Source organism: Methylibium sp. (assembly GCF_013817345.1).
GTDB lineage: Bacteria > Pseudomonadota > Gammaproteobacteria > Burkholderiales > Burkholderiaceae_C > Methylibium.
The window spans coordinates 1-19224 of sequence record NZ_JACDCW010000078.1 but is presented as its reverse complement, the minus strand read 5'-3'; the positions used below and the strand labels follow the sequence as shown (position 1 = coordinate 19224).

The following is a 19224-nucleotide window of genomic DNA, read 5'->3' as shown; positions in this document are numbered from 1 at the left end:
GCGCCCACGCTCGTCGTGCCGTCGGCCAGCGGGATGAACCAGAACCAGCCGTGCTCGAACCAGGCGATGCTGATGTTGCCTTCCTTCTTGCCGGGCAGCCGCTCGGCGCCGGTGAAGTGGCCGAACAGCGCGGAGCTGTTGTGCGCCGCGCTCTTTTCCTTGCAGCGCAGCTTGTTGGCCAGGAAGGTGTCGCGGCCCGAGGCATCGACCACGAAGCGGGCACGCCAGCTTCTCGGGGCGCCGTCGTCGAGCGTAGCCCGCACGTCAGCGCCGTCCGCATCGAAGGCGACCTCGCGAACGCGGCAGCCCTCGATCGTGCGGGCGCCTTGCCCGGCAGCGTGGCGGAACAGCAGTTCGTCGAGCTCGGAGCGGCGCACCTGCCACGAGTAGGGCATCGACTTGTCCCAGGCCTCGGAAAACTCCAGGTAGCTGCGGTGCTCGTGCTCCGGCGAGACGAACTCGATGCCCCACTTGGGCATGCCGATCGCCTCGACCTGTTCGCGCACGCCGAGCTTCTCGAACAAGGCGACGTTGGCCGGCAGCAGCGACTCGCCGATGTGAAAGCGCGGGTGTTGCGCCTTTTCGATCAGCACGACATCGCGGCCCTGCTGTGCGAGCAGGGCCGCGATGGTGGAGCCGGCGGGGCCGCCGCCGATCACGAGCACGTCGCAGTGTTCTTGCGTCGACGCGGCGCAGGGGGAAGAGGCGAGCGTGTTGTCGCGGGCGTTCATGCGGGTTTGACGGCGGTGTATTCGGAAAAGATGCCAAGCTCGACGTGGCGCTGCACATCCTGGAACCCCGCGGCGCGCAGCGCGTCGAGCACCGCCTGCGGCGCAATGCAGGCCTCGATCGTGTCCCAGTAGTAGCGCCACAGCTCGGCGCTGCCCTTGCGACGCCCGACCACACTGGCGATCAAGGGCACCACGGCGCGCATGTAGCCCTTGAGCAGCGCGGTGGGCACGGCGCCGTTCGGGCGCGTGATCTCCAGCACCAGCAGCCGCCCGCCCGGGCGCAACACCCGGTTGAACTCCGCGAAGGCCGCCCCTACGTCTGCGATGTGACGCAGCGCGTAGCCCATGCTGAGGAAGTCGCTCGTGTCGTTCTCACGCGGCAGCGCCTCGGCCCGCCCGCGCAGCAGTTCCAGGCCGGGCAGCTTCACTTCGCTCATCATGCCGGGGCTGGGATCGACCCCGACCAACCGGCCGCTGCCTCCGATCAGGCCGAGCGCCTCGCGTGCCACCAGTCCGGTGCCGATGCCGACATCGAGCACTTGCGCGCCGGGTCGCAGCCCCGCACGCTGCAGCGCCTTGCGGCGGTACCACGCTCCGGAGCCGAGCGCGAGAATGCGCTCGATGCGCTCGTAATCCGGCGCGGTGTCGTCGAAGATTCGCTGGAGGAACTGCTGGTGCTCCTGCTCGTCGCCGTAGTAGTCGGTCAGCGGCGCATGTGGTGCGAGCGGGGGTGCAAGCGGGGGCGAAATCGGGTCGGATCGGGCGGGCTCGGAAGCATGGCTGCGGGTCATGCGAGATTATGGCAAGCGCCTCGCGCCCGGCGAGCGCCTGACGAGGCTTCGCGCGTGCAGCGCGCCGCAGCGTGAGAAGGCGCACGCTGTTATTGCCCGTCGCTTTACGGATGTTCACATTGCTTCATACGAGGCTCAGCCCCGTGCGCGTGATCCAGGCCCAGGCCGAACTGCAGCGCAACCTTGCGACCCTGGGCGATGCCGAGCGGCAGCTCTCGCGCGCCGCGATCTGCTCCGCCAGGAGTTCGTGTCGCAAAGCGCGGTCGATACCAATTTGAGCCTGGCCGAGGCCCAGCGCGCCCTTGTGGCGGCCAATCGCGCGGCGATCCGCGCCGCGCAGGTCAAGCTGAGCTGCAGCCGCATCACCGCGCCGAGCGCCGGACGCGCCGGCGCCATCGGGGTGTATGCCGGCAGCTATGTGACGCCCGCATCCTTGCCGCTGGTCACGATCACCCAGCTCGATCCGATCGCGGTCGCCTTCGAAGTGCCGCAACGGCACCTCGGCGACCTGCTGGCCAGCCTGCGCAGCGGCGGCGGCAGCGGCCGCGTCACGGCGCAGTTGCCGCACGGTCCGGGCGGCAGCACAGCGCTCGAAGGCACGCTGCAATTCGTCGACAGCGCCGTTGACGCCGCGTCGGGCTCGGTGCAGGCCAAGGCGCAGTTCGCGAATTCGAAGCAATTGCTCTGGCCGGGCGCTTACGTGAACGTCGAGATGGCGGTGCGCACGCTGCCGGACGCCATCCTCGTTCCCCAGGCCGCGATCATCCAGGGCGCGCGCGACAGGACGGTACGTGGTCGGGCCCGACGGCAAGGCGGCATTGCGCAGCATCGAGCTGGTGGCATCGAGCGGCGAAACGGCGGTCGTCACGGGCGTGCGCGCGGCAGAGCGCATCGTGGTCATGGGCAAGCAGAACCTGCGGCCGGGATCGACAGTGGTGGAGCAGGGCGGCACCGACCAGGCGGTTCCAGTGGCCAGCGCCGCCAGCGCGGTGGCTCGCACCCCGACACCATGAATCTATCGGAGCTGTTCATCCGGCGGCCGGTGATGACCGTGCTGCTCAACCTGGCCATGGTGCTGGCCGGCGTCATTGCGTACACCAAGATTCCGATCGCCGCGCTGCCGAGCTACGACACGCCGGTCATCAGCGTCTCGGCCTCGTTGCCCGGCGCGAGCCCGGAGACGATGGCGACTTCCGTGGCGCTGCCGCTGGAAAAGCAGTTCGCCACCATCCCCGGCCTGGCGCTGATCAGCTCGACCAACACCTTGAGCAGCACCTCGCTGACCCTGGAGTTCGACGAGGATCGCGACATCGACGACGCCGCGGTGGATGTGCAGGCCGCGCTGCTGCGCGCGCAGCGCGCGCTGCCCGATGACATGACCACGGTGCCCTCGTACCGCAAGAGCAATCCGTCCGATTCCTCGGTGCTGCTGCCGCACTCATGGGGGCGCTCCCCATCGCCCTGGGCCTGGGGGCCGGCGCCGAGCTACGGCAGCCACTGGGCCTGGCGGTCGTGGGCGGCCTGATCTTCTCGCAGGCGATCACGCTCTACATCACGCCGGTGATCTATCTTTATCTCGACCGGTACAGCGGCAAGGGGCCGATCACCCGGCCGGTGGCGGCCGAGGCCGCGTGAACGAGAGTCGAGCGAGCCGATCGCCGTCGCGCAATCAGGCTGTAGCGCGAGGCACGACCTGCTCGGGGTGAAGCGAATCGTTGGCCGCGCGTGACTGGGACGCTTCCGACACCGGTTCGAGCGATCTGATGGCCAGCCGGTAGTGATAGCCGCACCACGCGGCGATGCCCAGGAACTTGGGCGCGTCCTCGGCGAAATAGGGCCAGGAGCCCGTGCCGAGGAGGCCCCGATCGTTGATCTGATCGATCAGCAGCGACGACATCAGGCAGGCCATTGCGAACAACAGCAGGCCCCATTTGCCGGCGAGGATCTGGTGCCCGAAGCGCCAGAAGTAGGCGAGCGCGGCGGAGGCCAGCAGCACGACGACGGCGGGCTCGCCGAAGCCTAGGTAGCGCCGGGCCAGGTCGTCATGGACCATGAACAGGTCGTCCAGCAGCAGCACCCCGGTGCACAGCGCAGCGGCCCGCAGATGCCGCGCGCGCTCGGTCGCTCGCTGCTCGCGCCGTGCCAGCACATGGCTGCTGAAAGCACAGACCGCCGCGCACGTGCACCACAACAGGATGCCGAGGTTCGATACGACGCCCCACAGAGGGTGTTGCACCGCGAGATCCGCGGGATCGCGAGTGAAATGCTCGATCGGGATGGCTGCGAACGTGCTCACCACCACCACCGCCAGGAGAACCCCGACGGGCGCGGCGACGAACGCCAGTAGGAAACGACTGTCGCGCTTTGGAAGGGACTGCATGAGCTTGCTCGCCATGGACTGAATCGGACCGATCCAGTGTCACGGTTCTGTCATCGATTCACAATCGCGCCGGCACTCGCAGCGGGGTGATTCGAGGCGTCCCTGCGCGATGCGCCGCACAGACGAAACCGGCGGTCTGTTGTGCAGCGGCTCTCTGCGAACGAGAACCGAAGCGCTCCCGCCGTCACGCAGGCTTTGCAAAGCGGGCCAGCCGCTTCATCGATTCCTTGGTCTTCCATGCAGCGCCATAGAGCCGGGAGTAGGCATCGCGCGGGAAGCCGGCCGCCTGAGCGAACTGCATGATCTCTCGCGAGAAGGGATCGTTTGCGTTGAAGACCCGCCCGAGATAGCCGCTGCGGACCTTGCGGTACGCCGCCAGATCGAACACGCGCTCGTACGCGTGCAGCTTGCCGGCGATTTCCAGCGTGAGCAGCGTGCGTTTGCATTTCGGGCAGGACCCGCAGTTCTTCTCGGTCCACGTTCTGTTGCACACGTCCAGGAAATCGTGGGAGTCGGCCAACTCGGCGACCTTCAGCGTCTTCTCCACTCGCGAGTATTCGCTGCCGACCGAGAAGCATTCGGTGCTTTCAGTGGAGAGCATCGGCAGGGAGATGAGATCGGTCGGCGCAGTGTCGTGGTAGCGCGATACCGCAACGTCGCGAAAACTGTGTGCCGAGGCGTACATGAAACGCCGGATGCCGGCGCCGAACAGCAAGGGAACGGCAGCATTGCGCAGCGTGTGCGTCTGCTGAAAATTCAGGCGGTCGCCATAGAACGTATCGAGATTGCTGTTGATGTCGATCAGCGGTAATCCGAGGCGCTCGGTCAATGGCAACAAGCGCTCGTATCGGCGCCTGAAGGTCGCCTCGCCGCCCGTGTCGTGCGAGCCGACGTTGTTGCAGAGCAGGTGCGTGATCCGGAAGCCCTCGGGTACCTTCGCGTAGTGGTGATCCGCCAGCACGCAGAACGAATCGATGCCGCCGGAAAAGCCCGTCGCCACGCCGCTCGCCCCCGTTCGTTCGGATACGAGTTCGTTGGGACGAATGTCGATCTTCTTCAGGAAGGGCATGACTTCCAGCAGGAGACGCTGGAGGCCCCGAAGGCTGTAGTAAAGCTTTTCGGAAACCGACCCGTCCAGGCTTATCGGCTCGCCGTTGATCATGGCCGGAATCAAGAGCGCGACGAGCTGGCTGTCCGACGAGTCCGCGAGCAGATCCCCGAATCGCTCGGACGTTGAGAACCACAGCGTCTTGGGAACTTGATCCGAGACGATGTCTGTTTCAAGGACGGCCTGGCCGTCGGCAAGGCGAAGCCTGGGTTTTCCGATGCGCATTGCGGTGAGTTTGCCTGCGAGTAGCGCGCGCTGTAACGCATCGCCGCACCTTGTGTGTTTTGGAATACGAAGCGGCTGAGAAATCGAGACGCTCCCGCTCCACCGCGCCGGCGCTTCAGTCCGGCTTGGGCCCCAGACCGAGATAGCGCGCGCGAATTTCGTCGATGCGTTTGCGGTTGGTTCCGAAATCGCGCCCTCCCAACCGGGACGCCGAGCGCAAATGAATCACGCCGTCGACCGGATCGAACCAGAATTCGAGGTCGTCGACGAAACCCAGCCAACGGGTTCGCGCCTCGGCGCGCAGGTAATCGTGCTCGGCCTGCACGATGCGCACGCCTTCGGTCGCTTCGAGAACCGAACGCAACCGCGCGATCGAAGCTTCGGCTTTGCCGCGCAAGGGCAGTGGGTTGATGCGCGCGCTGGCCGGCGGCCTGCTTTCGGCATGCAGTCTTGCCTGACTGCTCACGCTGTTTTCAGTCGGCGAAGGCGGCTTGAACCGGCCGTCGTGCACACCCAGGTCGGTCGGCGGCGTGCCCGAGAACATGCGGAAGCGCCCGGCCCCCAGCAGGGCCAGCACCAGCGCGATCACGAGGATGGCGGCGATCAGCCAGCCGCGCCTCATGACCGCCGAACCCTGCTCGCCCTCAACGCCGCCGCTTTCCCATGCCGCCGAGCAGCGAGCCGAGCACGCCGCGGATGATCTCGCGGCCGACGGTGCTGCCCATGGTGCGCACCGCCGACTTGGCCATCGACTCGGCCAAGCCTTCGCGCTTGCCGCCGCGTGGCCCGGTCGAGCCGAACAGGATGCCGCCCAGTCCGCCGAGCATGCCGCCGTCGCCGTCACCGGTTGAAGCAGCGGTGCCGCCCGGCCCGGCGCCGGCTTGCTGCGCGGCATCGGCGCTGGCGGCGGCGCGTTGCGCGAGCTTCTCGTAGGCTGATTCGCGGTCCTCGGTCTTTTCGTACACGCCGGCGACCAGCGAGCCGGCGATCAGGGCCTTTCGCTGCTCGGGCGAGATCGGGCCGATCTGGCTGCCCGGCGGGATGCAATAGACGCGCTGGGTGATGCCGGGGCGGCCTTTCTCGTCGAGCAGGCTGATCAGTGCCTCGCCGACCGCCAGCTCGGTGATGGCAGCACCGATGTCCAGACCCGGATTGGGCCGCATCGTTTCGGCGGCTGACTTCACCGCCTTCTGGTCGCGAGGCGTGAAGGCGCGCAGCGCGTGCTGCACCCGGTTGCCGAGCTGGCCGAGCACCGTGTCGGGCACGTCGAGCGGGTTCTGCGTCACGAAATAAACGCCCACGCCCTTGGAGCGAACCAGCCGTACGACCAGCTCGATCCGCTCGATCAGCGCCTTGGGCGCATCCTTGAACAGCAGGTGCGCCTCGTCGAAGAAGAACACCAGCTTTGGCTTGTCGAGGTCGCCCACCTCGGGCAGCGTCTCGAACAGCTCGCTGAGCATCCACAGCAAGAAGGTGGCGTACAGGCGCGGCGAGCTCATCAGCTTGTCGGCGGCGAGGATGTTGACGATGCCGTGGCCGCTCACCGTCTGCATGAAGTCGTTGATGTCGAGCATGGGCTCGCCGAAGAACTTGTCGCCGCCCTGTTCTTCGATCTGCATCAAGCCGCGCTGGATGGCGCCCACGCTCGCGGGGCTGATGTTCCCGTACTCGGTCTGGAACTGCTTGGCGTTGTCGCCCACGTACTGCAGCATCCCCCGCAGGTCTTTCAGGTCGAGCAGCAGCATGCCGTTGTCGTCGGCGATCTTGAAGACCAGTGCCATCACGCCTTGCTGCGTGTCGTTCAGCGCGAGCATGCGGCCAAGCAGGAGCGGGCCCATGTCGGAGACGGTGGCGCGCACCGGGTGGCCCTGTTCGCCGAACACATCCCACAAGGTGGCCGGGCAGGCGAAGGGCGCTGGGATCGCCAGGCCGCGCTCCTGCAGCACCTTGGCCATCTTCTCGCCCATGCTGCCCGTCTGCGCGATGCCCGTGAGGTCGCCCTTCACGTCGGCCAGGAAAACCGGCACGCCGATCTTGCTGAAGCCCTCGGCCAGTGCCTGCAGCGTGACCGTCTTGCCGGTGCCGGTGGCCCCGGTGATCAGGCCGTGGCGGTTGGCCAGTGCCGGCAACAGCGCGCAAGCGGTATCGCCATGCTGGGCGATCAGGAGCGGCTCGGTCATGGCGGTGTTCCGGGAGGCTGAGGGGGAGGGCGTCACATAAAATCGCGCCAATCCTAAGCTTTCCGAAAGAAAAAATGGCCGGGCATTCCAAGTGGGCCAACATCCAGCACCGCAAGGGCCGGCAGGACGAGAAGCGGGGCCGCATCTGGACGCGGATCATCCGCGAGATCGTCGTTGCCGCGCGCCAGGGCGGGGGCGATCTGGCCATGAACCCTCGCCTGCGCCTGGCGGTGGACAAGGCCAAGGCCGCCAACATGCCGGCCGACACCATCAAGAAGAACGTCGACAAGGCCACCGGCGCGCTCGAAGGCGTCAACTACGAGGAAGTGCGCTACGAGGGCTACGGCATCGGCGGTGCGGCGGTCATCGTCGACTGCATGACCGACAACCGCGTGCGCACCGTGGCCGAGGTTCGGCACGCCTTCAGCAAGTACGGTGGCAACCTGGGCACCGAGGGTTCGGTCGCCTTCCAGTTCAAGCATTGCGGGCAGTTCGTCTTCGCACCCGGTACCGGAGAAGACAAGGTGATGGAAGCGGCGCTGGAGGCCGGTGCCGACGACGTGATCGCGGACGAAGACGGTGCGATCGAGGTGTTGAGCGATCCGCTGGCCTTCGAGCCCGTCAAGCAGGCGCTGGAGGCGGCCGGCCTGAAGCCCGAGGTGGCTGAAGTAACGATGCGCGCCGAGAACACGATCGAGCTTGCCGGCGACGATGCCGCGCGCATGCAAAAGCTGCTCGACGTGCTCGAGGACCTGGACGACACGCAGGCCGTGTTCCACAACGCCGAATTGGCCGGACAAGGAGCACCGCAATGAAAGTCCTGGTGATCGGTGGCGGTGGCCGTGAACATGCGCTGGCCTGGAAGATTGCGCAGTCGCCCAAGGTGCAGATGGTTTTCGTGGCGCCCGGCAATGGGGGTACCGCGAGCGACCTGCGGCTCAAGAACGTGCCGATCGAAGGCGTTCAGGCGCTGGCCGATTTCGCGCAGGCCGAAAAGGTGTCGCTCACGGTCGTCGGCCCGGAGGCACCGCTGGCTGCCGGCGTGGTGGATGTGTTCCGCGCGCGCGGCCTGCGCATCTTCGGCCCGACCCAGGCCGCCGCGCAGCTCGAAAGCTCGAAGGCCTTCTCGAAGGACTTTATGCAGCGCCACGGCATCCCGACCGCGCTGTACCAGACCTTTGCCGACGCCGCCGCTGCCCACGCGCACGTCGAGAAGACCGGCGTGCCGATCGTCATCAAGGCCGACGGCCTGGCCGCCGGAAAGGGCGTGGTCGTGGCGGCCACCGTGGACGAAGCGCATGCGGCAATCGACTGGATGCTCGGCACCGATGCCGGCGTGCCGCCGCTCGAGGTGCAGCACTCCGCCGGCAGCGACGGCCGCGCAGTGCCGCGCGTCGTGATCGAGGAGTTTCTCGAAGGCGAGGAAGCCAGCTTCATCGTCATCGCCGATGGCCGCAACGTGCTGCCGCTGGCGACCAGCCAGGACCACAAGCGCGCGTTCGACGGCGACACCGGCCCTAACACCGGCGGCATGGGCGCCTATTCGCCTGCGCCGGTGGTCACGCCCAACGTCCATGCGCGAGTGATGCACGAGATCATCCAGCCCACGCTCGACGGCATGGCCAAGGACGGCATTCCCTACACCGGCTTCCTCTACGCCGGCCTGATGATCGACGCTCAGGGCCGGCCCAAGGCGCTGGAGTTCAACTGCCGGATGGGCGACCCGGAAACGCAGCCTATCGTGATGCGGCTCAAGAGCGACCTGCTCGACGTGCTGGTGCATGCGGCCGACGGCACGCTGGGCGGGGTCGAGCTCCAATGGGATCGGCGCATTGCGCTGGGTGTGGTGATGGCGGCGGCCGGCTATCCGCAGGTGCCTCGCAAGGGCGACGCCATCACCGGCCTGCCGCCGGCAGGCCCCGACGCGACGGCCGAGGCGGTGGTCTTTCATGCCGGAACCGTCAAGGAAGGCGGGCGCCTGATGACCAGCGGCGGGCGCGTGTTGTGCGTCACTGCGTTGGGGGAATCGGTCAAGGTCGCGCAACAGCGCGCCTACGAGGCGCTGGCGCCGATCGCCTTCGACGGCATGCAGTTTCGGCATGACATTGGCCACCGTGCAATCAAGGCGCGCTGAGGCTGACCGATCGCGCCTTGCCGGCGCGGGGCCGCGTGGAGCGACGAGCCGGCTTGTGCATCGCCTGTCTGTCGCTGCACCACCGGCACACGTGTGTTCGAAGGCTGCCTGCGATGAACGACGCTGCTGACGTGCGCAGCTACCTGCTAGGACTGCAATCGCGCATCGTCGCCGCCCTGGAGGCCGAGGACGGCGGCCGCTTCCTGAGCGATGCCTGGCAGCGTGAGCGCGGCGGCCCGCTCGAGGGCGATGGCCTTTCGCGGCTGATCGAGGGCGGCGCGCTGCTCGAGCGCGGCGGCTGCAGCTTCAGCCACGTGAAGGGTGCTGCGCTGCCGCCCTCCGCAACGCAGCACCGGCCCGAGTTGGCCGGCGCACCGTTCGAGGCGATGGGCGTCTCGCTGGTGTTCCATCCGCGCAGTCCGTATGTGCCCACGGTGCATATGAACGTGCGCATGCTGGCTGCGCACAAGTCGCTCCCGGACGGGGGCGTCGAGACAGTCAGTTGGTTCGGCGGCGGCATGGACCTCACGCCGTACTACGGCTTCGAGGAAGACGCGACTCACTTCCACACCACGTGCAAGGATGCGCTCGCACCCTTCGGCGCCGACAAGTACCCGCGCTTCAAGCAGTGGTGCGACGAGTACTTCTTTCTAAAGCACCGCAACGAGCCGCGCGGCATCGGCGGCATCTTCTACGACGACTTCGCCGAGGGCGGCTTCGATGCCGGCTTCGCCATGACCCGCGCCATCGGCGATTCGCTGCTCGCCGCCTACCTGCCGATCCTGCGCCGCCGCCGCGACACGCCCTACGGGGAGCGCGAGCGCGAGTTCCAGTGCTATCGCCGCGGCCGTTACGTCGAGTTTAACCTGGTGTGGGACCGCGGCACGCTGTTCGGCCTGCAGTCCGGCGGACGCACCGAGGCGATCCTCATGTCGATGCCGCCGGTGGTGAGCTGGCGCTACGACTGGAAGCCCGAGCCCGGCACGCCCGAGGCACGGTTGTACAGCGACTTTCTCAGGCCCAGAGAGTGGTGTTGATCGCCGGGACCCTCGCCTGCGGCGCGCGTCCCGGCTTGCAAGCCGGGACCGCTCGAGGGGCTCGGCGCATGCGCCTCGAATGCCCCCTCTCGCCCCCAACCCTCTCCCGCAAGCAGGAAAGGGAGCAGGATGCGAATGTGTCCTGCATTCAGGACGAGCGCCAAAGTGAGAGACGGCGCACTCCCTCGCCCCGCGTGCGGGGAGAGGGCTGGGGTGAGGGGTGAGCGCACCCGCCCGCATCGGCCTCTTCGGCGGCAGCTTCGATCCGCCGCATCAGGCACACCTTGCCTTGGCGCGCGTCGCCGTGGAAGAACTTGCACTCGACTCGCTGCACTGGTTGCCCGCCGGCCGGCCGTGGCAGAAGCCGCACGAACTGGCCAGCGGCGAAGACCGCGCCGCGATGGTCGCCGCCGCTATTGAAGAAGAGCCGCGCTTCGTCCTGGATCGTCGCGAGCTCGAGCGCAGCGGGCCGAGCTACACCGTGGACAGCGCCCGCGAACTGCACGCCGAGCATCCGCAGGCCACGCTCTACCTGCTGATCGGACAGGATCAGTACGAAGGCCTGCCGACCTGGCACGCCTGGCGGGAACTGCTTTTGCTGGTGACGCTGGGAGTGGCGGCGCGCGACGGCGCTTCGGTCCGGCCGCCGGCGGCCCTGCAAGGCGTGGCGCATCGGGCCGTGCCGATGAGCATGCGCGCGATGGCGGTGTCGTCGACTTCGATCCGCGCTCACCTGGCCGCCGGCGGCAGTGCGCAGGACCTCGTTCCTGCGGTGGTGCCCGCCGGAGTGGCACGCTATATTGATTCACACCGGCTCTATCGCCGAGCCGGTACCTCTTTCTCAACACCGTGCGCGCCCGATGGCACGCCGCCCAGGAGCTGAATGGACATCCGAAAACTGCAGCGCGCCATCGTCGATGGCCTCGAGGACGTGAAGGCGCACGACATCGTCGTCTTCAACACCGAGCACCTCTCGGCCCTGTTCGAACGCGTGATCATCGCGTCGGGCACCAGCAACCGGCAAACGAAGGCGCTGGCCGCCAGCGTGCGCGACGCGGTGAAGGTCGGTGGCTTTCCCGTACTGCGCACCGAGGGTGAAGAGAACGGCGAATGGATCATCGTCGACTGCGGCGCTGCGGTGGCGCACATCATGCAGCCCGATATCCGCCGCTACTACCACCTCGAAGAACTGTGGGGCGGCAAGTCGGTGAAGATGAAGCTGGGCGAAGCCACCCGGGGCCTCGTCAAGGCGGCCGAGCCCGAGGAGGACGAACCCGCACCACGCTCAGGCAAGCGTGCGGGCAACGGCGAGGCACCCACGGTCAGGACGAGTCAGCGCGGCGCAAGCCGGCCGACTGCGGCGAAGAAGTCCGTGGCGAAGAAGCCAGCGGCCAGGAAGCCCGCGGCAAAGACCGCGGCCAAGACGACAGCGAAACCGGGCGGTCGTACATCGGCGCCGGCCCGGCCGGCGGGCCGCTCTTCAGCCTCTGCGCCGGGTCGAGGCGGTCGTGCGGCGGCCGGGTCCGGCAAGGGCGGCGTGGCGCCAGTAGCGAATGCACCGGCCACGGCCCCGGCCGCGCGCAAGTCCGCAGGTGGCCGACCCGCTGCCAAGGCCGGCGCCAAGAAAACCGTGCGCCGCACATGAAGCTCGCGCTGGTCGCCGTCGGCCAGCGCCTGCCGGTCTGGGCCGAGAGCGCCTGCACCGATTACCTCAAGCGCTTTCCGCCCGACTGGCGCATCGAGCTCAAGGCCGTCAAGGCCGAGCCGCGCACCCTCGGCAAACCGGTGGAGGCGCTCAAGGCGGCCGAAGCCGAGCGCCTCGACGCGGCCTGTGCCAAGGGATCGCGCCGCGTGGTGCTCGACGAGCACGGCGCCCGTCTGAGCACCCATGCGCTGGCCGAGCGGCTGATCGCCTGGCGGCACGATGGGCGCGACGTGGCGCTGCTCATGGGCGGCCCCGATGGCCTGGACGCAGGCCTCAAGAGCAGCGCCGACGAGAGCCTGCGGCTGTCGGACCTGACGCTGCCGCACGCGCTGGCGCGTGTCGTGCTGCTCGAGGCGCTGTACCGGGCCTGGTCGCTCAACGCCGGGCACCCGTATCACCGGGAATGACCGGGTGAACGGCGAACGCCCGCTGCCGTGCGTGCGTGGTTCCTGCTGACTTTCACTGAGCTTTCTGCCTTCCTTCATGCGCTTCCTCTATCTCGCTTCGCAAAGCCCCCGCCGCTGTCAGCTTCTCGAACAGATCGGTGTGCGCCACGAGTTGCTGCTGCCCGATGCGCACGAGGACACCGAGGCGCTGGAGAGGTTGCTGCCCGACGAGGCGCCGGACGACTACGTGCTGCGCGTGACCCTGGCCAAGCTCGCGGCGGCGCGCGCGCGGCTGCTCGCACGCGGCCTGCCCGCCGCACCGATCCTGTGCGCTGACACCACCGTGGCGCTGGGGCCGCGCATCTTCGGCAAGCCCGCCGATGACGAGGACGCGGCGCTGATGCTGCAGGCCCTCTCGGGCCAGACGCATCGCGTGCTGACCGCCGTAGCGCTGGCCGAAGCGCCGCATGCGGCGTTCGCGCCGCAGTGCGTGCTGCAGGTGTCCGCCGTTCGCTTTCGGCAGCTCGGCTCCGACGAGATCGTGCGCTACGTGGCGAGCGGCGAATCGCAGGGCAAGGCGGGAGCGTATGCGATCCAAAGCCAGGCGGCGGCGTGGGTCGAACACATCGAGGGGAGCTACTCCGGGGTCATGGGCCTGCCCTTGTTCGAGACGGCGGAGGTGTTGCGGGGGGTGGGCTGGAGCTTCTGATCGCAGGGCTCTCGCCGCAGGTGTGGCGAAGCGAGCCACCCGGGCAGCCGGAACGTCGGCGGCAGTCCGGCCACTTAACATGGCTCTATGCAAGACATCCTCATCAACTGGTCCCCTCAGGAAACCCGGGTGGCCATCGTCGAGAACGGCGCGGTGCAGGAGTTGCATATCGAGCGCACGCTCGAGCGCGGTTGGGTCGGCAACATCTATTCGGGCCGCGTGGCGCGCGTCCTGCCGGGAATGCAGTCGGCCTTCATCGAGATCGGCCTTGCCCGCGCGGCCTTCCTGCACGTGGCCGACCTGCACCGCGACGAACCCACGGTGCGCGACGCCGCGCCGGCGGTGCCGATCGAGCGCCAGGTGTTCGATGGCCAGACCCTGATGGTCCAGGTGATCAAGGACCCGATCGGCAACAAGGGCGCACGCCTGTCCACGCAAATCAGCATCGCCGGGCGGCTGCTCGTCTTCCTGCCGCAGGACGACCGCATCGGCATCAGCCAGAAGATCGGCTCGCAAGAGCTGCGCGAACGGCTGCGCGCGCGCATGCAGGTGCTGGCGGGCGAGGGCGGCGGCGGTTTCATCCTGCGCACCAATGCCGAGGAAGCGACGGATGTCGAGCTCGAAGACGACATCGACTACCTGCGCAAAACCTGGAACGCAATACGGGAGCGCGCCTTCAAGGCCGCTGCGGGCACGCTGCTGCACGAGGACCTGAGCCTGGTGCAGCGCGTGCTGCGCGACCTGACCAACGAACAGACGCAGGCGGTGCGCATCGACTCACGGCTGCAGTACGACGTGTTGCGCAACTTCGGGGAGCAGTACACGCCGACGTCGGTGAAGAAACTCAAGCTCTACGCCGGCGAGCGGCCCGTCTTCGACCTGTTCGGCATCGACGAGGAGATCGAGCGCGCGCTCGCGCGCCGCGTCGAGCTCAAGAGCGGCGGCTACCTGATCATCGATCAGACCGAAGCGCTGACCACCGTCGACATCAACACCGGCGGTTACGTCGGCGCGCGCAATTTCGACGAGACCGTTTTCAAGACCAACCTCGAGGCCGCGCAGGCGATCGCGCGGCAATTGCGTCTGCGCAACCTCGGCGGCATCATCATCATCGACTTCATCGATATGGTTCGCGAGGAGCACCAGGACGCGGTGCTCGCCGAACTGCGCAAACAGTTGTCCCGGGACCGCACCAAAATCACGGTGAGCGGCTTCACTCAGCTCGGGCTGGTGGAGATGACGCGCAAGCGCACCCGCGAGTCGCTGGCGCACCTGTTGTGCGAACCCTGCCCGACCTGCCAGGGCAAGGGCCAGGTCAAGACGCCGCGCAGCGTGTGCTACGACATCCTGCGCGAGATCCTTCGCGAGGCGCGGCAGTTCAACCCGCGCGAGTTCCGCGTCATCGCTTCGGCGGCGGTGGTGGAGATGCTGCTCGACGAGGAGAGCCCGCATCTGGCCGGGCTCTCGGACTTCATCGGCAAGCCGGTATCGTTGCAGACGGAGCCGGGCTTGCCGCCCGAGCAGTATGACATCGTGCTGCTGTGACCGCAGGCGCGCGGGTGGGGCGAGGTGCCCTACACCGTGACACGACTTCCTGCCGCGGGCGCTCGTCTCGGCGATGGCGGCTGGTATCCTTGCGCCGCTCCGCCCGTCTTTCGTCCCACTGATATTTCCGTCCACGATGCCACGGTCTAGCCTGCGAGGCCACCCGCCCTGCGGCTTGCGCGCGCGGCACGACTTCCCCCTCTGCACCGTTTGCACCGTCCGGACCCGATGAATCGTCGAGCCTTCTCCCCTCCGCTGGCTTCGCCCGTGCGTCGCAGCCTTATCGCACTGCCGCTGGTCGCCGCAATGCCCGCTGCGCTCGCGCAATTTCGGGTCGAGATTTCCGGCGTTGGCGCGACGCAGCTACCGATCGCCGTGATCGCTTTCCGCGCCGAGCAGCAGGCGCCGCAGCCAGTCGGCCGGATCGTGCGCGCCGATCTCGAGCGCAGTGGCGTGTTCCGGCCGCTCGACACCGCCGGCGTCGCACTGGACGAAGCGGCCAAGCCGGAGCTCACGGAGTGGCGCGGCCGCGGCGCCGACGCGTTGGTGGCCGGCTCGGTCAGCCGTCTGGCCGACGGCCGCTTCGATGTGCGCTACCGCCTGTGGGACGTCGTCAAGGGTGTCGATCTCGGCGGACAGAGCTACGTCGTCAGCGCGGCCGACCTTCGCCTGGCCGCGCACCAGATTGCCGACGCGATCTACGAAAAACTCACCGGCGAAAAGGGCGTGTTCTCGACCCGCATTGCCTATGTCACCCGAAGCGGCAACTACACGCTGTGGGTCACCGATGCCGACGGCGAAGCCGGTCAATCGGCACTGGCCAGCCCCGAGCCGATCATCTCGCCGGCCTGGTCGCCCAACGGCAAGGAACTGGCCTACGTGTCCTTCGAGAGCCGCAAGGCGGTGGTCTACGTGCAGGAGGTCGCCTCCGGCAAGCGCCGCACTGTGGCGAGCTTTCGCGGCTCCAACAGTGCGCCGGCCTGGTCGCCCGACGGCAGCCAGCTGGCCATGACGCTCAGCCGCGAAGGCGGCTCGCAGCTCTACGTGATGGGCCGCGATGGCCAGAACGTGCGGCGCCTGACCAACACCAGCGCCATCGACACCGAGGCGGCCTGGTCGGCCGACGGCAAGCAGCTTTATTTTATCAGCGATCGCGGCGGTAGCCCCCAGATCTACCGTCTGCCCGTGGCAGGTGGCAACGCCGAGCGCGTCACCTTCGAAGGCAGCTACAACATCAGCCCGTCGCTCAGCCCGGACGGCAGGCAGATGGCCTACATCTCCCGCAGTGGCGGGTTCAAGGTCCATGTCATGGACCTCGGCGTGGGCGGAGCCAGCCGTGCCGTCACCGACACCAATGACGACGAAAGCCCGAGCTTCGCGCCGAACGGCCGCCTCATCATCTACGCCACCCGCGAGGGCGGACGCGATGTGCTGATGACGACCACCACTGACGGCAGGATCAAGGCCCGTCTCGTCGCAACCCAGGCCGATGTCCGCGAGCCGGTCTGGGGCCCCTACGGCCGCTGAGCCGGCACTCATAAAACTCGATTCTTCTCAGGAGACCATCATCATGAAAGCATCCATTTCCCGCAGCACCTCGGCATTGGCCATGCTGGCCGCGCTGGCGCTCGCCGGCTGTGCATCGAGCGTGAAGCTTGACGAGCCGCCCGTTGAAAGCCGCACTCCCGGCGCCGCCGGCGGCGCGGGTGGCGCAGGCGCCGACGGCAGCGGCGCACCGCAGTCGCAAGTGGCCAACGTCGATCTGTCCAAGCAGCAGGCCGACGCCGCCAACGCGCTGCCGAAGGTCGTTTACTTCGACTTCGACAGCTTCGTCGTCAAGGACGAGTTTCGTCCGGTCGTCGAATCGCATGCCAAGCTGTTGAGCAGCGATCGAGCCAAGCGCGTCGTCGTCGAGGGCCATACCGACGAGCGCGGGGGCCGCGAGTACAACCTGGCGCTGGGTCAAAAGCGCGCCGAAGCCGTCGCCAAGTCGATGACGCTGCTCGGTGCGCAGACCACGCAGATCGAGGCCGTGAGCTACGGCGAGGAGCGTCCGGCGGCGACCGGCAGCGACGAGACGGCCTGGGCCGAGAACCGCCGTGCCGAGTTGCGTGACCGCTGAGATGAAAACCGCCGAGCTCACTTTGATCGCTGCGTCTGTAGAGAACGCTCGGCGCGCTTGTGGCAGCCTGGCGAGCGCCCGAACGGCTTCGGCGACCGCTCGCCTGCAAAAGGGCTGGCGGCTCACGATCGGGGTCGTGGCGTTGCTCGGCGCCGGCGCGGCGCAAGCGGCGCTCTTCAGCGACGACGAGGCTCGCCGCGCGATCCTCGACGTCCGTGAGCGACTCAACCAGAGCGAGCAGGCGGGCCTAGCGCGACAGGAGCAGCTGAACGAGCAGGTCCGGCAGCTGCAGCGGAGCCTGCTCGACCTCAACACCACGATCGAACAGCTGCGTGGCGAGCTGGCCCGGCTGCGCGGCAACGACGAACAGCTGCTGCGCGACGTCGCCGAGCTGCAGCGCCGGCAAAAAGACGTGCAGCAAGGCGTCGACGACCGGCTGCGCCGCATCGAGCCACAGAAGGTGCAGCTCGATGGCCGCGAATTCCTCGCCGAGCCCGACGAGACGCGCCTGTATGGCGAAGCGGTCGGCGTGCTGCGCCAAGGTGATTTCGCCGGTGCGATCGAGGCGTTCAGCGCCTTCCAGCGGCGCTATCCGACCAGCGGCTACGGTCAGACGGCCTTGTACTGGCTGGCCAATGCGCAGTACGGCAAGCGCGACTACAAGGAGGCGATCGACTCGTTCCGCGCGCTGGTGTCGAGTGCGCCGCAGCACCCGCGAGCGCCCGAGGCGCTGTTGTCGATCGCCAACTGCCAGATCGAGCTGAAAGATCCGAAGAGCGCACGCAGCACGCTCAACGAGCTGATGAAGAACTATCCGGCCAGCGAAGCCGCACAGGCCGGACGCGAGCGGCTCGCTTCCTTGAAGTGACGCCTGCGCCGTGAGCGCCGCACTGCCGCTCGAGGCGTTTTCCGACGCGGATCTCGAGCGACGCTTCGGTGGGCTGCGGCGGCTGTACGGAGACGCCGGCTACGAGCGTCTGCGCGCGGCAAAGGTGGCCGTGGTCGGCGTCGGTGGCGTCGGCTCCTGGGCGGCAGAAGCGCTCGCGCGCAGCGGCGTGGCGGGCCTGACGCTGATCGATCTGGACCATGTCGCCGAGTCCAACATCAATCGCCAGGTGCAGGCCCTCGAAACCACGCTCGGCCAGGCGAAGGTCCAGGCGCTGCGAGAACGCATCGCGCTGATACATCCTGGGTGCGTGGTCGACACCGTGGAAGCGTTCGTCGAGCCCGACGTCTGGCCCGGCCTGCTGAGCCAGCCGGTCGATGCGCTCATCGATGCCTGCGACCAGATGCTTGCGAAGACCGTGCTGGCCGATTGGGCTCGATCCCGGCAGGTTGCGTTCGTGAGCGTTGGCGCGGCAGGCGGCAAGCGGCGCGCGCAGGATGTGGAGGTGCAGGACATTGCCGATGTCACCCACGATCCTCTTCTCGCTTCACTGCGCCAGCGCTTGCGCCAACGACACGGCGTGCCGCGCAAGGGTGCCATCGGCCTGCGTTGCGTGTTCTCGCGCGAGCCGGTGCGTCGGCCCGATGGCGCTTGCGATGTCGAAGGCAGCCTCAACTGCAAAGGCTATGGCTCGGCGGTGAGCGTGACGGCCGTGTTCGGCCTGGTCGCTGCGGGCGAAGTCATCGAGCAGCTCTTGTCGGGCCGCGCCGAAGCTTGAGTCCGCTTCGCGAGTCGGGCTAGAATGCGCTGCTTTGCGACGGGTTGTTAGCTCAGTCGGTAGAGCAGCGGACTTTTAATCCGTAGGTCGCGTGTTCGAGTCACGCACAACCCACCAAAAGTGCACGACGCCTTCGCGCGTTGCGGCGCAAAGTCGAACACCGTGGACCGGTTCACGGGCTCTTAGCTCAGTTGGTAGAGCAGCGGACTCTTAATCCGTAGGTCGAGTGTTCGAGTCACTCAGGGCCCACCAGAAAACACGACAGCCAACAGGTTCGCGCCTGCTGGCTGTTTGCGTTTCTGAACAGGCGGTCGCCATGCGAGTCGACGCTTTGCCATCGCGTTTTCATGCGAGTCCCGTGTGGCCGGCGCGCTTCGACAGTAAGCGTGGCCTCAAGGCCCTCTTGCCCGTTCACGACGAGATGCGCACGATCGCCTGATCGAGCGCGCCTGCGATGGTGTGCATCAAGCCGGTAATGCACATCATGGACAAGCAAGTCGTAGGGGC

At 67.6% G+C, this 19224-nt stretch carries 19 protein-coding genes, 2 tRNA genes and 2 pseudogenes; 17 read left to right on the top strand and 6 right to left on the bottom strand.

From position 1 onward, the window contains the following. Both H0W40_RS14310 and H0W40_RS14305 read right to left on the bottom strand, forming a co-directional pair. Positions 1 to 731: NAD(P)/FAD-dependent oxidoreductase (locus H0W40_RS14310; RefSeq protein WP_292447338.1), on the bottom strand; the 731-nt coding region annotated here is incomplete at its 3' end. Beyond that, positions 728 to 1522: a class I SAM-dependent methyltransferase gene (locus H0W40_RS14305; RefSeq protein WP_292447336.1), complete on the bottom strand. Its 795-nt coding sequence runs from the start codon at positions 1520 to 1522 to the stop codon at positions 728 to 730. The genes H0W40_RS14310 and H0W40_RS14305, both read right to left, overlap by 4 nt. Here H0W40_RS14305 and H0W40_RS14300 point away from each other — a divergent pair. The 3 genes and pseudogenes from H0W40_RS14300 to H0W40_RS14290 all read left to right on the top strand — a co-directional run. Further along, positions 1521 to 2300 (top strand): annotated as a pseudogene (locus H0W40_RS14300) (efflux RND transporter periplasmic adaptor subunit); the annotation flags it as partial. The gene H0W40_RS14305 and the pseudogene H0W40_RS14300 sit on opposite strands and share 2 nt — an antisense overlap. Before the next feature lie 231 nt (positions 2301 to 2531). After that, positions 2532 to 2951, top strand: a pseudogene (locus H0W40_RS14295) (efflux RND transporter permease subunit); the annotation flags it as partial. 11 nt (positions 2952 to 2962) lie between these two features. Next, positions 2963 to 3157: an efflux RND transporter permease subunit gene (locus tag H0W40_RS14290; RefSeq protein ID WP_292447335.1), complete on the top strand. Its 195-nt coding sequence runs from the start codon at positions 2963 to 2965 to the stop codon at positions 3155 to 3157. A 34-nt stretch (positions 3158 to 3191) separates the two neighbouring features. On the opposite strand, the gene H0W40_RS14285 is transcribed toward H0W40_RS14290, so the two are convergent. From H0W40_RS14285 to H0W40_RS14270, 4 genes are all read right to left on the bottom strand, one after another. Continuing rightward, a complete protein-coding gene (locus H0W40_RS14285; RefSeq protein ID WP_292447334.1) occupies positions 3192 to 3917 on the bottom strand; it encodes a hypothetical protein in 726 nt (241 codons plus the stop codon). 169 nt (positions 3918 to 4086) lie between these two features. Beyond that, positions 4087 to 5235, bottom strand: a complete 1149-nt coding sequence (locus H0W40_RS14280; RefSeq protein ID WP_292447332.1) for a hypothetical protein — start codon at positions 5233 to 5235, stop codon at positions 4087 to 4089. A gap of 115 nt (positions 5236 to 5350) precedes the next feature. Then, the gene (locus H0W40_RS14275; protein WP_292447330.1) at positions 5351 to 5857 is read right to left on the bottom strand and encodes a DUF1499 domain-containing protein; all 507 of its coding nucleotides are present in this window, start codon (positions 5855 to 5857) and stop codon (positions 5351 to 5353) included. A gap of 22 nt (positions 5858 to 5879) precedes the next feature. After that, positions 5880 to 7415: a helicase HerA-like domain-containing protein gene (locus H0W40_RS14270; RefSeq protein WP_292447328.1), complete on the bottom strand. Its 1536-nt coding sequence runs from the start codon at positions 7413 to 7415 to the stop codon at positions 5880 to 5882. A 74-nt stretch (positions 7416 to 7489) separates the two neighbouring features. On the opposite strand from H0W40_RS14270, the gene H0W40_RS14265 reads away from it, so the two are divergent. From H0W40_RS14265 to H0W40_RS14200, 14 genes are all read left to right on the top strand, one after another. Beyond that, positions 7490 to 8230 (top strand): YebC/PmpR family DNA-binding transcriptional regulator, encoded by a 741-nt coding sequence (locus H0W40_RS14265; RefSeq protein WP_292447326.1) that lies wholly within the window; start codon positions 7490 to 7492, stop codon positions 8228 to 8230. Continuing rightward, positions 8227 to 9549 carry a phosphoribosylamine--glycine ligase gene (purD, locus tag H0W40_RS14260; RefSeq protein ID WP_292447325.1) on the top strand — a complete coding sequence of 441 codons (1323 nt, stop codon included), beginning with the start codon at positions 8227 to 8229 and terminating at the stop codon, positions 9547 to 9549. Before H0W40_RS14265 ends, purD begins: the two co-directional genes overlap by 4 nt. 113 nt (positions 9550 to 9662) lie before the next feature. Continuing rightward, complete coding sequence (gene hemF, locus H0W40_RS14255; protein WP_292447322.1) at positions 9663 to 10586, top strand: oxygen-dependent coproporphyrinogen oxidase; 924 nt, start codon at positions 9663 to 9665, stop codon at positions 10584 to 10586. Positions 10587 to 10806: 220 nt separating this feature from the next. Then, entirely contained in the window at positions 10807 to 11469 is a 663-nt protein-coding gene (gene nadD / locus H0W40_RS14250; protein ID WP_292447320.1) for a nicotinate-nucleotide adenylyltransferase, read from the top strand. Beyond that, positions 11470 to 12231 carry a ribosome silencing factor gene (gene rsfS, locus H0W40_RS14245; RefSeq protein ID WP_292447317.1) on the top strand — a complete coding sequence of 254 codons (762 nt, stop codon included), beginning with the start codon at positions 11470 to 11472 and terminating at the stop codon, positions 12229 to 12231. It abuts the gene before it with no gap. Further along, on the top strand, positions 12228 to 12698 hold the full coding sequence (rlmH, locus tag H0W40_RS14240; protein WP_292447316.1) for a 23S rRNA (pseudouridine(1915)-N(3))-methyltransferase RlmH: 471 nt from the start codon (positions 12228 to 12230) through the stop codon (positions 12696 to 12698). The genes rsfS and rlmH overlap by 4 nt, the downstream gene beginning before the upstream one ends. A gap of 76 nt (positions 12699 to 12774) precedes the next feature. Beyond that, positions 12775 to 13386 (top strand): nucleoside triphosphate pyrophosphatase, encoded by a 612-nt coding sequence (locus H0W40_RS14235; protein ID WP_292447314.1) that lies wholly within the window; start codon positions 12775 to 12777, stop codon positions 13384 to 13386. A gap of 87 nt (positions 13387 to 13473) precedes the next feature. Further along, entirely contained in the window at positions 13474 to 14931 is a 1458-nt protein-coding gene (gene rng, locus H0W40_RS14230) for a ribonuclease G (protein ID WP_292447311.1), read from the top strand. Positions 14932 to 15237: 306 nt separating this feature from the next. Further along, entirely contained in the window at positions 15238 to 16458 is a 1221-nt protein-coding gene (tolB, locus tag H0W40_RS14225; RefSeq protein ID WP_292447308.1) for a Tol-Pal system beta propeller repeat protein TolB, read from the top strand. 43 nt (positions 16459 to 16501) lie between these two features. Continuing rightward, positions 16502 to 17053, top strand: a complete 552-nt coding sequence (gene pal / locus H0W40_RS14220; protein WP_292447305.1) for a peptidoglycan-associated lipoprotein Pal — start codon at positions 16502 to 16504, stop codon at positions 17051 to 17053. Between the two features lies 1 nt (position 17054). Then, the gene (gene ybgF / locus H0W40_RS14215) at positions 17055 to 17921 is read left to right on the top strand and encodes a tol-pal system protein YbgF (protein ID WP_292447303.1); all 867 of its coding nucleotides are present in this window, start codon (positions 17055 to 17057) and stop codon (positions 17919 to 17921) included. A gap of 10 nt (positions 17922 to 17931) precedes the next feature. Continuing rightward, positions 17932 to 18717 (top strand): tRNA threonylcarbamoyladenosine dehydratase, encoded by a 786-nt coding sequence (locus H0W40_RS14210; RefSeq protein ID WP_292447301.1) that lies wholly within the window; start codon positions 17932 to 17934, stop codon positions 18715 to 18717. A gap of 41 nt (positions 18718 to 18758) precedes the next feature. Then, a tRNA-Lys gene (locus H0W40_RS14205) sits at positions 18759 to 18834 on the top strand. 59 nt (positions 18835 to 18893) lie between these two features. After that, positions 18894 to 18969 (top strand) — tRNA-Lys (locus tag H0W40_RS14200). The last annotated feature ends 255 nt before the right edge of the window (positions 18970 to 19224 follow it).